The sequence below is a fragment of the Bacillus sp. 7894-2 genome, assembly GCF_002272225.1.
GTDB lineage: Bacteria > Bacillota > Bacilli > Bacillales > Cytobacillaceae > Cytobacillus.
The window spans coordinates 1-12145 of sequence record NZ_NPDG01000044.1; the positions used below are offsets into that span (position 1 = coordinate 1).

General features: G+C 42.3%; 14 protein-coding genes. 9 read left to right on the forward strand and 5 right to left on the reverse strand.

All coding sequences use genetic code 11. From position 1 onward, the window contains the following. Window position 1: 1 nt before the first annotated feature. Complete coding sequence (locus tag CHI10_RS07145; RefSeq protein ID WP_095243605.1) at window positions 2-1000, reverse strand: NAD(P)/FAD-dependent oxidoreductase; 999 nt, start codon at window positions 998-1000, stop codon at window positions 2-4. 383 nt (window positions 1001-1383) lie between these two features. Here CHI10_RS07145 and CHI10_RS07150 point away from each other — a divergent pair, with 383 nt between their 5' ends. The 5 genes from CHI10_RS07150 to CHI10_RS07170 all read left to right on the forward strand — a co-directional run bounded on the left by CHI10_RS07150 (window position 1384) and on the right by CHI10_RS07170 (window position 4831). Continuing rightward, the gene (locus CHI10_RS07150; protein WP_095243606.1) at window positions 1384-2601 is read left to right on the forward strand and encodes an NAD(P)/FAD-dependent oxidoreductase; all 1218 of its coding nucleotides are present in this window, start codon (window positions 1384-1386) and stop codon (window positions 2599-2601) included. Window positions 2602-2689: 88 nt separating this feature from the next. Further along, window positions 2690-3181, forward strand: coding sequence for an NUDIX domain-containing protein (locus CHI10_RS07155; RefSeq protein WP_095243607.1), 492 nt, complete (start codon window positions 2690-2692; stop codon window positions 3179-3181). A 161-nt stretch (window positions 3182-3342) separates the two neighbouring features. Continuing rightward, a complete protein-coding gene (locus CHI10_RS22255; protein ID WP_159867914.1) occupies window positions 3343-3468 on the forward strand; it encodes a YuiA family protein in 126 nt (41 codons plus the stop codon). A gap of 134 nt (window positions 3469-3602) precedes the next feature. Further along, window positions 3603-3926 (forward strand): YuiB family protein, encoded by a 324-nt coding sequence (locus CHI10_RS07165; RefSeq protein ID WP_095243609.1) that lies wholly within the window; start codon window positions 3603-3605, stop codon window positions 3924-3926. 191 nt (window positions 3927-4117) lie between these two features. Then, window positions 4118-4831: a 3D domain-containing protein gene (locus CHI10_RS07170; RefSeq protein WP_095243610.1), complete on the forward strand. Its 714-nt coding sequence runs from the start codon at window positions 4118-4120 to the stop codon at window positions 4829-4831. 51 nt (window positions 4832-4882) lie between these two features. Here CHI10_RS07170 and CHI10_RS07175 read toward each other — a convergent pair whose 3' ends face one another. The 3 genes from CHI10_RS07175 to CHI10_RS07185 all read right to left on the reverse strand — a co-directional run bounded on the left by CHI10_RS07175 (window position 4883) and on the right by CHI10_RS07185 (window position 7034). Next, the gene (locus CHI10_RS07175; protein ID WP_095243611.1) at window positions 4883-5665 is read right to left on the reverse strand and encodes a cobalamin-binding protein; all 783 of its coding nucleotides are present in this window, start codon (window positions 5663-5665) and stop codon (window positions 4883-4885) included. A gap of 14 nt (window positions 5666-5679) precedes the next feature. Continuing rightward, a complete protein-coding gene (locus tag CHI10_RS07180) occupies window positions 5680-6156 on the reverse strand; it encodes a divergent PAP2 family protein (protein ID WP_095243612.1) in 477 nt (158 codons plus the stop codon). A 212-nt stretch (window positions 6157-6368) separates the two neighbouring features. Then, window positions 6369-7034 (reverse strand): hypothetical protein, encoded by a 666-nt coding sequence (locus tag CHI10_RS07185; protein WP_095243613.1) that lies wholly within the window; start codon window positions 7032-7034, stop codon window positions 6369-6371. 112 nt (window positions 7035-7146) lie between these two features. On the opposite strand from CHI10_RS07185, the gene CHI10_RS07190 reads away from it, so the two are divergent. From CHI10_RS07190 to CHI10_RS07205, 4 genes are all read left to right on the forward strand, one after another. Next, window positions 7147-7524: a DUF309 domain-containing protein gene (locus CHI10_RS07190; RefSeq protein ID WP_095243614.1), complete on the forward strand. Its 378-nt coding sequence runs from the start codon at window positions 7147-7149 to the stop codon at window positions 7522-7524. 79 nt (window positions 7525-7603) lie between these two features. Beyond that, window positions 7604-9106 carry a leucyl aminopeptidase gene (locus tag CHI10_RS07195; RefSeq protein WP_095243615.1) on the forward strand — a complete coding sequence of 501 codons (1503 nt, stop codon included), beginning with the start codon at window positions 7604-7606 and terminating at the stop codon, window positions 9104-9106. 238 nt (window positions 9107-9344) lie between these two features. Beyond that, entirely contained in the window at window positions 9345-10655 is a 1311-nt protein-coding gene (locus CHI10_RS07200; protein ID WP_095243616.1) for a Na+/H+ antiporter family protein, read from the forward strand. A gap of 221 nt (window positions 10656-10876) precedes the next feature. After that, window positions 10877-11473 (forward strand): sulfite oxidase-like oxidoreductase, encoded by a 597-nt coding sequence (locus CHI10_RS07205; RefSeq protein ID WP_095243617.1) that lies wholly within the window; start codon window positions 10877-10879, stop codon window positions 11471-11473. Window positions 11474-11508: 35 nt separating this feature from the next. On the opposite strand, the gene CHI10_RS07210 is transcribed toward CHI10_RS07205, so the two are convergent. Beyond that, window positions 11509-12033 (reverse strand): MerR family transcriptional regulator, encoded by a 525-nt coding sequence (locus tag CHI10_RS07210; protein ID WP_095243618.1) that lies wholly within the window; start codon window positions 12031-12033, stop codon window positions 11509-11511. Between the last annotated feature and the right edge of the window lie 112 nt (window positions 12034-12145).

Genomic DNA, 12145 nt, shown 5'->3' on the forward strand with positions numbered 1-12145 from the left:
TTTATTTGCCAAACATGGAAGAACTGTGCATTGGCTGTACTTTCGCTTTTGGATCAATGTAGGATTTTGCGTGATTGACGGCAGTTGGCGCTTCACCGAAACCGCAGGCAATAAGCTTGACCTTCCCGTCGTATGTGCAGATATCGCCGGCCGCATAAATGCCTTCGATATTTGTTTCCATTCTGGAGTTAACAACGATGGAGTTCTTTTCGATATCAAGACCCCATTCCTTAATTGGGCCAAGGGAGGAAACGAATCCGTAGTTAACGATCACAGCATCAACATCAAATACCTCTTTTTCCTTTGAAGTCACACCTTCAAGTACGACTTGGCTGATTGCTTCACTGTCACCAATAAGCTCTGCCGGAACATAAGGTGTTTTAATTTCGACTTTAGAGTTCTGCAGATTTTCTACACTGTGCTCATGCGCGCGGAATTTATCGCGGCGATGAACAATCGTCACTTTCTCAGCGATAGGCTCAAGCATTAATGCCCAGTCCACTGCAGAATCCCCTCCACCGAAAACAACTACCTTTTTCCCGGCGAAATGATTTAAATCATCAATAAAGTAATGAAGGTTTTTGCCTTCATATTGAACTGCACTCTCAAGTTCAAGGCGGCGAGGCTGGAAAGCGCCATTGCCTGCAGTGATAATGATGGTTTTTGAGTAATGTACTTCTTTATTGGTTGTAAGCTTGAATGTTCCATCAGCTTGCTTCTCTAACTTTTCAACAGATTGTTCAAGTGATACAGTGGGCTCGAATTTAGCCATTTGTTCCTTAAGGTTATCAATTAATTCCTGGGCGCGGACTTTTGGGAAGCCGGCAACATCGTATATGTATTTTTCAGGATAAAGAGCAGATAATTGTCCCCCAAGCTGCGGCAAGCTTTCAATAATTTTTACTGAAGCTTGTCTCATGCCCCCGTAGAAAGCAGTGAATAAACCAGTTGGCCCCCCGCCAATGATGGTTATGTCATACACCTTTTGATCTTCATTCATGCAATATCCCCCCACGTATGTATTGAAATTCCACTCTTTATTTTAACATAAATCGTTTGAAACCTCATCAATAGAGGTAAATATTATGAATAATTGGAAGATTTCAAGTAGAAAACCTGCAATAAAAACACGGATATTCTTTAAAATTTTCTTAAGATTTTTAAGTTTTTCGTCTATTTTTTTAGGGTTGAAAAACTATATGAAGTAGAATAAGATTAATGGAGGAATAATGTTAATATTTTATGACAATTTTATTGAGTTTTTTTGAACTGATTAGTGAATAAAATCACAATGTTTTTTTATGTTTTTTGCTATAAAAAATATAAAGCAGCGGAAGATAAGAAAACATTAGAAAATACTTAAAAAAGGTGGAAGTGATACACTTGAGAAAGCCAAAGATTGTAATCCTCGGTGGAGGCTACGGCGGTTTGATGGTAGCAACCCGTTTGCAGAAATCTGTAGGAACAAACGAAGCAGAAATCGTTTTAGTGAATAAGAATGATTACCATTATGAAACAACATGGCTGCACGAGGCATCGGCGGGAACACTTCATCATGATCGTGTACGCTATGATATAAAAGATGTTATTGACCGCAACAAAGTTGAATTCGTTCAGGGCACTGCTCTTGAAATTAAAGCAGAAGAAAAGAAAGTCATTTTGGAAAACGGCGAAGTTGACTATGATTATCTGGTTGTTTCACTTGGAGCCGAGCCGGAGACATTCGGTATCAAAGGGCTTAAGGAACATGCTTTTTCGATTGTCAATGTCAATGCTGCACGTCAAATCCGTGAGCACATCGAATATCAATTTGCTACTTATAATACAGAATCCGAGAAAAAAGATGAGCGCCTGACAATTGTTGTCGGCGGTGCAGGCTTCACTGGCATTGAATTCCTCGGAGAGTTGGCAAACCGTGTTCCTGAGCTTTGCAAAGAATACGATGTGGACTACCATAAAGTGAAAATCATTTGTGTGGAAGCAGCTCCAATGGTTCTTCCAGGCTTTGATCCGGATCTTGTTAATTACGCTGTATCCCACTTGGAGAAAAAAGGCGTACAATTCATGATCGGAACAGCTATTAAAGAAGCTACTCCTGAAGGGATCATCGTTGGCAAGGGCGAAGATGAAGTAGAAGAAATCAAAGCTGCAACAGTTGTCTGGGCTGCAGGCGTACGCGGAAATTCTATTATTGAAAAATCCGGCATTGAAGCAATGCGCGGCCGTGTAAAAGTTCAGCCTGATTTGCGCGCTCCTGGCCATGATAATATGTTTATCATCGGAGACTGCTCATTAATCATCAATGAAGAAATTAACCGTCCATACCCTCCTACTGCACAAATTGCTATGCAGCAGGGTGAAGTGTGTGCAAGAAACATCACAGCTTTAATCCGTAATAAAACTGATCTTGAAACGTTTACACCGGATATTAAAGGAACTGTATGTTCTCTGGGCGAACATGATGCCATCGGTGTGGCATTCGGAAAGAAAATGGTTGGAACGAAAGCTTCATTCATGAAAAAGATGATCGATAACCGTGCACTTTACATGGTTGGCGGACCATCTCTTGTATTGAAAAAAGGTAAATTCAACGTTCTTTAATCAAATCAGCTTTCATATATACATGGGGATGGACTCTAAAGTCTGTCCCTTTTTTTCATGATAAAATTAAGAAAAGGGGGTGTTCGAAATGGGAGTCGAACATAAAAGGGGAAAAGTGTGGCTAGCTGTTTCCGGGCTGGTTATTTCTCCTGAAGGAAATTGGCTTGTCGTTAAAAAGAAATACGGGGGCCTTAAAGGCAAATGGTCTCTGCCCGCAGGATTTGTAGAACCAGGCGAAACGGCTGATGAAGCTGCAGTCCGGGAAGTGGAAGAGGAAACCGGAATAAAATGTACAGTGAAAGGTCTGCTTGGATTGCGTACAGGTGTCATAAAAGGAGAAGTCAGTGACAATATGATCTTGTTTTTGCTTGAAGCTGAGCCTGAACAATCATTAAAAGTTCAGGAAAGTGAACTTTTTGATGTGCAGTATCGCAACCCGGAAGAGCTTGCAAATGATCCGAATGCATCAGTTCTTTTAAAATACATATTGGATACTTCGAATTCGTCCATCAAACCTTTAATCAACGGTATTAATCCGGGGAATACTTTTGGCTATACAGCATATAAACTATTTTTATAATTTTCTGAAATTTAAAGGAAGAACGAGAAATCAGAAGTAAATAACGCTTGTATGCGTTTCCAATGATAGTTTTTCAAGAAATATGGAGCTTTTCATTTATTCAAATCCTTGATATATTATCAGAAAATTCAGTTACGAAAATTCAAAAGGAGATGAATGAAATGACAGCTAAGAAATATGAAAACAAAGAGTGCATGTATTGTTCCGGTAAGGGGTATTTTCAATTACTATTAGGCGGATCTGAAACCTGCAGCTGCTGCGGAGGAACAGGAAAGAAAAAGGAGTAAACTTTAAAACTTCGCGGGATGCGAAGTTTTTCTTTTCATCAGCGGGTGTACTGACACGCCCGCTTTTCTTGTTGACTCCCCAATCCACATTAAAGTAAACTAATTATTGATGTGTTAAGGGAGGAAACAAGTTCATGCAAATGACGATTTTCGTTTTGCCTATTTCGATGCTTCTGTTTTTCGTGCTGTTTTTTGGGATAGGTTTTATATTAAATATGCTGTTAAGAATGTCTTGGATTATGGCTATTATTTATCCTGTTATTGCCATTTTTATCATTGATAAAGTTCGTTTCATTGAGTACTTTCAAAAACCGGGGGACTCGTTTTCCAGTCTTGGAGTAGAAATGTCCAGCCTCGCTCTGGCTGACATCCTTATACTCAGCAGCGGAATGGCAGGCGCCATTGTTGCCGGAATTACGATTAGGCTGCTCCGTAAAAAAGGCTATCGGATGTTTTAAATTGTTGATGAAATCTCTGCCGCTGCAGGGATTTTTTATTTTTTTTGATTAGTGTGATCAAATCGGGCAAACCTATGGCATTACTGGCTTTATCCAGTCTATAACCGGCTGCTGGAAGACCTGCTTTCCCATAAGTTATGAATATTTCTCTCAAAGAAGGGAAATGACTAACTTTGGGAGGAGTGTAAAAGATGAACATAATTACAAAATGGATGAAACGTACAGTAATGACTGCCTTATTTATAGGTGCATTATTGACAACTTTCCATTCGATTTCCGGGGTAGAAGCAAGATCAATTGTACAACTGCAGCAAATTGCTGAGCAAGCTGACAAAGATAGAAATTCAAATTTTGAACATACATTAAAATCGGTTGGAGTAGCATTTAAGTTTTTGAAGCAGGCCGTGAGCCTGGAACCGAAGATTTCTGCGAGTGAAGCTGTTGCAATTGAACAGGCGCCGACACTGGAGGAATCAATTGACTGGTCGCAGTATCAGAAAAAACAAGTAATTGCTACCGGATATACAGCTTTTTACGAGTCGACAGGAAAAAATCCCGATCATCCGTCCTTTGGCATTACATACTCTGGTGTTAAAGTTAAAAGGGACTTATACTCTACAGTCGCAGCAGATTTAAATGTTTTTCCGATTGGGACGATCCTGTTTATTCCTGATTACGGGTATGGTGTTGTAGCCGATAAAGGCGGTGCCATTAAGGGGAATAAATTGGATCTCTATTATGAAACGGTTGATGATGTTTATAATAATTGGGGAAAGAAAACGCTCGATGTTTACATCGTTGAAATGGGCGATGGAACCCTGACGGAAGAAGATTTAAAGTTACTGAATGAAAATGAAGCCATGCAGGTCTTCAGGCAGCAATATATTAAATCTGAGAAAAAATAAACAGAAGAAAGGCAAATCCGATACAAGGAACGGATTTGCCTTTTTGTATGATCAAATAGAAAATTCCTGAGGATGAATTTTTTTCGCTAATTTTATAGCCCCTTCAATCAGCCGCGGTGAAGGCCTGCAATACAGTTCTTCTTCCAAAACCAGGATTCTGTTCTGTTTTACTGCTTCCATTTCACTCCAGCCAGGACGTTTCAGGACAATCTCCGGATTTACCTTTTCTCTTCTGACACCGACCCAGGCGAGACAGATATAATCCGGCTGCCGATTCAGGACATCCTCCCAATCAGTCTGGACACTTGCAAGCTCAACATCAGCAAATAAATTCCGTCCACCGGCTATTTCACTGATTTCTGTCAGCCAATTGACTTTGCCAGGAGTAAACACAGGCTTTGGCCACCATTCCCAATAGAGGCTTGGTTTTTTCTCAATCCTGCTTGAGATGACCTGCAGTTCTTCTATTTTCTTCGTAAACTGTCTAGCCGCCAAAATTCCTCTCTCAGGCCTCCCGATTTTTTCAGCAGCAAAAACCAGGTCATTTGCAATATCTGCGAGACTTTGGGGATTTAAGACAATATGGGGAATCTGCCTTTTTTCAAGCTCTGCTACATTCTTTTCCATGCCTGGAACACTGAGGGAGGCAAGCACAAGATCCGGTTTCAATTCCTCCACTTTATCCATATTAATAGACAAGTCAGGACCCAGCCGGGGAAGATTGGAAACTTGCTCCGGCCAATCCGAATAATCGTCCACGCCGGCAAGCATATCAATCAATCCCAAGTATTCCACTAATTCCGTATTGCTTGGGCATAAGGAAAGGATTTTCATTCACATCACAACCTTTAGGAAAATAAATAATGAAGCCCTAAAGTTAATAAGATTCCAGTCAGGCCGCCAAAGAGTACTTCTATCGGCTTATGTCCCAGCAGCTCCTTCAATTCTTTCTGTTTTTCCTGGCCAGCTTTTTTCTGCCATGTCTTTGCTTCTTCAACGAATTTATTGAAGTCGGCAACAAGCTGGTTTAATACAATCGCCTGTTCCCCGGCCTGACGCCGCACTCCCGTAGCATCAAACATAGTGATAATGGCAAAAACGGCAGAAACAGCGAAAACAGCAGAGTCCACTCCGGTCTCAAGCGCCACCCCGGTTGAAAGGGCTGTTACTGCAGCTGAGTGTGAGCTTGGCATTCCGCCTGTACTGGTTAAAAGGGACCAATCCACTCTTCGTGTGGCAATAAATTGAATGGGCACTTTTACAAATTGGGCAAAGAAGATGGCTGCCAAAGCAGACCATAGAGGGAAATTTGTCAATAATTCCATTTGAGACCACCTTTGAGTTGTATGATACTCCATCTTTGAATTCTTTTCTGCTTTCTGAAGTTGAATCGAGTTCGGACGCTGAGTTGCTCATTTCAGCTTTCTGTGTCCGAAGTTATACCCTGACTCGATCCCTGCAGATTCAGGAGCTAAAAAGAAAGTTATATTAACTAATATTCTCCAATAGATTGTTCCTTCCTGCAAGAGGATCTGCTTTAAGTTTTTGTTAAACCGCGCTTTTTTTGAAAATATGCTGTTGCTGTCAGGGAAAGCAATAGAATCCATTCAAATGCATTCACGGCAGCAGCACTTTCAACAGGAATATCGACGGCGCTTCCGATAATCATCAGTACGGAGCCAGCAAAAAACCAGAACCATCCCTGTTTGCGCCAAATAAATACAGATGCCGCCAGCAATACGGCGGAAATGATCAGCACCATTATCGGAGGGCCGCCCTGTGCCTCTGCGTTTGAATAGCTTAGAACTCCATATTCCCATTTTGCTTCAAGTTCAAGGCCGAAAACCTCGGTAAAAAGCTCAAGAAGAATCAATCCGGCAGTGAGCAGGTATGCAGCCCATTTTAGTGTACCTGTTTTTGCCCAATCAATATCATCTTGTTTTAAAGTGTACCAGGAATATAGAACAAGCAGCGGCGTAAAAAAGGCATGAATCCAGAATCGGGCATAATTCAGAAGCTTTAAAGTATTGCCTTCCCCGATCAAACTGCCAGCAGCAAGAATTCCATTATCGTAAATCAATCCGAGAATTACAGGCAGCAGGAAGGCAGCACTAACAGGGCCGCTGTTCTTTACAATAAGAATGGCACATATAAATAGCAGGATATACCCGGCTGTAAAAACGGCAAATAAAAGAGGATCCATAACATTCTCCTTTCTGTCTCTATTTTCTTTACCCTATAATGAATGATTATATTTAATCCCTTTTCTTTTTGTTAAAATGATCAGTACAAGATCAGGAAAATGGAGTGATTTCATGGAAGATTATCCTCTTGAGTACTATGAATTCTTTGTCAGTTTCAATGAAGGTGATTATTACACCTGCCATGATCTTCTTGAGGAAATGTGGATGACCGATAAAGGCAATTTGTTTTTTAAAGGCCTGCTGCAAATGAGCGTCAGCATTTATCATTATGAATATGGCAATGTCAAAGGTGCAAGGCTGATGATGCAGGCTGCACATGAATATTTGCAGGATTACAGGCCCAGACACTGGGGGCTGGATTTGGAGCACGTGTACGGGTTTATTGAGGAATGTCTCTCCATTTTTCCGAAAGATATCGACCGGCTTCCATTTGATAAAATCGGTATTCTTCCTAAATTGCCTCAGCTGGTACTATATCTGAAGGATTAATAAAGCAGAAATTAGATAGTCGAAATAATTCAATATTTTCGATATAATAAAGAGATAAATAGATTATGGGGGTGCCAGTATGTTTTCTGTTAAGAAAGAATTTGACGTTTCAGCCGAACAGGAATGCCTGATTGTTGGTGTTTTTGATAAACCAGCCAGGTTTGAGGGATTACTTGCCCGTGCAGATGAACATTTTGAGGGCCATTTGACAGAACTTGTGAAAAGCGGCGATATCTCTGCCAAGAAAAAAGCCATTGCAAAAATACATACTTTTGGAAAAATTGGGGCCAAACGTTTTATTACAGTGGGTCTTGGAAAAGAAAAAGAATTCAGCTTTGAAGGTTTGCGTGAAGCTTTAGGAAAGGCATTCAAGGAAGTGAAATCGTCCAAGCTTCAAAATGCCGGTGTTTGTCTTGATACTTTTATTGGCGGAAAGGTAGATGCGCTGGATGCAGCACATGCACTAAGCGAGGCGTTTGCCCTTTCCACCTATAAGTTTGAAGATTATAAACAGAAATCAAATGAACCTGAAAAGGAAATTGAGAGTATTGCCGTTTATTGTGAAGCCGCAGATGAGGAAGATATAAAGGCTTCCCTTACAGTTGGATATGCCCACGGGAAAGGAACGAACTCAGCCCGCACATTAGTCAATCTGCCAGGCAATATGCTGACTGCCACCGATTTGGCAAATTACTCATCTGAACTGGCGTGGAGATACGGGTTTGAAGTGGAAATCCTGGAAAAAGAGGATATGCTTAAGCTTGGCATGGGTGCTCTTTTGGCGGTTAACCAGGGGTCGGCAGAGCCACCTAAGATGATTGTCTTAAAATATCAGGGCAAGGAAGAATGGAAGGATGTAATCGGCCTCGTCGGCAAAGGAATCACCTTCGATACAGGAGGCTATTCCATCAAGCCGAAGGACGGCATTGTCGGCATGAAATCCGATATGGGCGGTGCAGCGGCAGTACTCGGTGCCATGGAAGTCATCGGCGAACTGAAGCCTGAACAAAATGTTGTCGCTGTCATTCCTTCTACAGATAATATGGTGAGCGGAACCGCGTTTAAGCCGGATGATGTCATCACCTCCATGAGCGGAAAAACCATTGAAGTCCTTAACACAGATGCAGAAGGACGTCTGGCACTTGCTGATGCAGTAACATATGCGAAGCACCATGGAGCAGACTGCCTGGTGGATGTGGCAACCCTGACTGGCGGCGTCATTGTTGCACTGGGGGAAGAAACAACAGGTGCATTAACCAATAATGAAGAGTGGTTTGAACAGGTGCTGGAAGCCTCTTATGAAGCTGGCGAGCCAATCTGGCGGCTTCCTCTTTTTGAAAAAGATAAAGAAAGAATCAGAAGCAGCAAAATTGCGGATCTTAACAATTCACCCGGACGTGCCGGCCATGCAATCATGGGCGGAGGCTTTGTCGGTGAATTTGCCGAAGACACTCCATGGGTGCACCTCGATATTGCAGGTACAGCCACGACAGGAAAAAGCCATGATCTTGGACCAGACGGCGCGACAGGCGTAATGGTGCGTACATTGGCATTGCTGGTAGAAAGATTTGAAACAAAATAATAGTGAATTCAGAACTCCGGAGCGATCCGGGGTTTTTTTATGCAAATAATAAGCCTTAGCGGCCGGCTTATCCAAAATCATATCCGCCTGGCGTAAACTCCCATCTTGAATCGGCTTAAAACCATTGACATAAAAAGCAGAAGTATGATAATTTAATACATGTGTTTTAGTTCTCTACCAATTTAGCATACTAAAGTAAAAGTAAAAGTGAAACAAAGAAAAGAAAGAGGGTTGCATCATGAATGCAGTTATACTTGCAGTTTTGATCATGCTTGTTCTCAGCCTTCTGCGCGTCAATGTGGTTCTTGCTCTTGTGGCAGGTGCATTGGCAGGCGGGCTCGCAGGCGGATTAAGTATAGATAAAACCATTGAAGTTTTTTCAAATGGACTTGGAGGCAGTGCAGAGGTTGCATTGAGTTATGCGTTATTGGGCGGATTTGCCTTAGCCATTTCCGCAACAGGGCTTCCGAATCTATTAGTGGAATGGGTCCTTGACAAGGTCGGAAAAGACGGGGAGTCCAAAGGGAAAACATTATCAAAGGCACTCATCGTATTTTCTATATTAGCAATGTCTATTTTTTCCCAAAACTTAATTCCCATTCATATCGCGTTTATTCCCATTTTAATTCCGCCATTATTAAAGGTTATGAATGAGCTGCAAATAGACCGGCGTCTGATTGCGTCTGTAGTGACATTTGGTTTAACGGCTCCGTATATTTTGCTTCCTGCAGGCTTTGGCCAGATCTTCCACGGAATACTCGCAGAAAATATGGAGAACAGTGGGCTGGCAGTGGAAATGGCTGATATCCCGAAGGCAATGCTTATTCCTACAGCTGGTATGGTTGCGGGTCTTTTAGTGGCGTTATTTGTTTACCGTAAAAAGAGGGATTATCGTCCATCCGAATTAATTGAGACGGAAAAAGGCAATTACTCCAAAAAGGGTATTATTTTTTCACTCATTGCAATTGCGGCAGCTCTCATCGCTCAGCTTCAGCTTGATTCGATGATCTTTGGGGCTTTGACAGGTATTATAGTTATTTACATCAGCGGTGCGATTAAATGGAACGAGACAGATCAGCTTTTAACTGATGGTATGAAAATGATGGCATTCATTGGATTTGTCATGCTGGCTGCATTCGGATTTGCTGATGTATTAAAAGAAACAGGCGATGTTGATAGCCTTGTTGCACAGGCGGCTGAGGTAATTGGCAATAATAAATCACTTGCTGCCTTGCTGATGCTTCTTGTCGGCTTACTTGTTACAATGGGGATTGGATCTTCATTTTCAACCATCCCGATTATTGCAACTATATTTGTGCCGCTTGCACTGGAGGTTGGTTTCAGTCCGATGGCAACGATTGCTTTAGTGGGAACAGCCGCAGCTCTTGGAGATGCCGGTTCTCCTGCATCAGACAGTACATTGGGGCCAACAGCAGGCTTGAATGCAGATGGACAGCACAATCACATCTGGGATACATGTGTGCCAACATTCCTGCACTACAATATTCCGCTCATCCTGTTTGGATGGCTGGCGGCAATGATCTTATAATCGTAAGCAGCTTCCCGGAAGGGGGCTGCTTTTTCATTTTTTTAGGAAATTATAAAATCGCGATATGTATATAACTCTGTGGAAGAATTTATCTACGTCTAGCTTCAGCGCCTACCCCCTCGAGGTGTCGGGGGTGGGCAAGGCGCTTCCGCTTTTGTTATTGTTATCAGCCTGTAAAGTAGGGTACGATAAAGAAAAAGGAAGGAACGGAGGTGGCTTTAGTGTATTTTGGGAAAATCAGAAAACAGACCTCAGGCCGGGTACCGCCCAATCAAAACGTGACGACTGCCTTTCCTGTACTTCATTACGGAAATGTTCCGTACTATAAGGATATGAAGGAATGGAATCTGCAAATATTTGGAGATGTGGAAAAGGAATTATCCTTTTCGCATGAGGAGGTAATGAACCTTCCTCAGACTCAGTACAAGAATGATATCCACTGTGTCACGGGCTGGTCAAAGCTTGATAATGTCTGGGAGGGAGTCTCTGCCGCAGAGATCGCCAGGCGGGCAGGCGTAAAAGATACAGCACAATTTGTGATTCTTCATGCGGAAGAAGGGTGGACCACGAACCTTCCCATTAAAGATTTTCTAAAAAGCACCAGTCTGCTGGCACATACCCATAACGGCGAGCCCCTTACTCCCGAGCACGGATTTCCGCTGCGGGCCGTGATCCCGCATCTGTATTTCTGGAAAAGTGCAAAGTGGATTAGAGGCATTGAGTTCTCTAAAACCGACAAGCCTGGTTTTTGGGAGAAAAACGGCTATCACAACTATGGAGACCCATTTCGAGAGCAACGGTTCAGCTGGGATGATTAATAAGAATAAAAGCGTTGCTAACGCTTTTATTCTTATTAAAATCCGAACAGCATTGTGAAAATATTTCTCTTTTTTAATTTCTTCCTGGGCTTCTCCTGATCAAAAACCAGAAGGGTATCAGGAGGGATGTCCCGAGTTTTAACAGCTGTCCTGGCTTCAAGAGCCTCAATTCGTTTAAGCAGGCGTGCATTTTCTTTCTGCAGATCCTCTATTTCGCTACGGTGCTGAAGCAGCTGATAAGACACCACATCATCTGCTTTTCCGTTCAGCCGCTTCTCAAGCTCGCTGATTATTAAATATATTTTCTCGATTGCCGGAGCGGCAGCTGCTTCTGCATGGACCGTACCTTTTCTCGTCTTTTTTCCCTTTACAGTAACATCTTGCAATATAATCCCCTGATTAAGCTGATCCTGCACCTGTTTTAGCAGGCTAATGTCTTCTTCCGTAAATAAGTAATGACCCAATTCATTTCGTTCCGTCCGGAGCTCCAGTTGTTTAACCCATCGCTGAATAGTGCTTGGTGAAACCCCTAATAATTTGGCAGCAGCACTTGTATTCATACTGATCCCCTCCCGTTTTCACAAGGAATTCTACCCGTTTAACGGGAAGTCCTTCCCGGCTGACAAAACAAGTTTTCTTTCGCCAAAGAAAGTGCGGATTTTACATTTTTTT

What these genes read in the sequence shown, in the direction of transcription:
- CHI10_RS07175 (WP_095243611.1), bottom strand. Translation starts at nt 5,665, where the DNA reads ATGAAAATCCTTTCCTTATGCCCAAGCAATACGGAATTAGTGGAATAC.
- CHI10_RS07170 (WP_095243610.1), top strand. Translation starts at nt 4,118, where the DNA reads ATGAACATAATTACAAAATGGATGAAACGTACAGTAATGACTGCCTTA.
- CHI10_RS07195 (WP_095243615.1), top strand. Translation starts at nt 7,604, where the DNA reads ATGTTTTCTGTTAAGAAAGAATTTGACGTTTCAGCCGAACAGGAATGC.
- CHI10_RS07155 (WP_095243607.1), top strand. Translation starts at nt 2,690, where the DNA reads ATGGGAGTCGAACATAAAAGGGGAAAAGTGTGGCTAGCTGTTTCCGGG.
- CHI10_RS07145 (WP_095243605.1), bottom strand. Translation starts at nt 1,000, where the DNA reads ATGAATGAAGATCAAAAGGTGTATGACATAACCATCATTGGCGGGGGG.
- CHI10_RS22255 (WP_159867914.1), top strand. Translation starts at nt 3,343, where the DNA reads ATGACAGCTAAGAAATATGAAAACAAAGAGTGCATGTATTGTTCCGGT.
- CHI10_RS07185 (WP_095243613.1), bottom strand. Translation starts at nt 7,034, where the DNA reads ATGGATCCTCTTTTATTTGCCGTTTTTACAGCCGGGTATATCCTGCTA.
- CHI10_RS07165 (WP_095243609.1), top strand. Translation starts at nt 3,603, where the DNA reads ATGCAAATGACGATTTTCGTTTTGCCTATTTCGATGCTTCTGTTTTTC.
- CHI10_RS07180 (WP_095243612.1), bottom strand. Translation starts at nt 6,156, where the DNA reads ATGGAATTATTGACAAATTTCCCTCTATGGTCTGCTTTGGCAGCCATC.
- CHI10_RS07210 (WP_095243618.1), bottom strand. Translation starts at nt 12,033, where the DNA reads ATGAATACAAGTGCTGCTGCCAAATTATTAGGGGTTTCACCAAGCACT.
- CHI10_RS07190 (WP_095243614.1), top strand. Translation starts at nt 7,147, where the DNA reads ATGGAAGATTATCCTCTTGAGTACTATGAATTCTTTGTCAGTTTCAAT.
- CHI10_RS07200 (WP_095243616.1), top strand. Translation starts at nt 9,345, where the DNA reads ATGAATGCAGTTATACTTGCAGTTTTGATCATGCTTGTTCTCAGCCTT.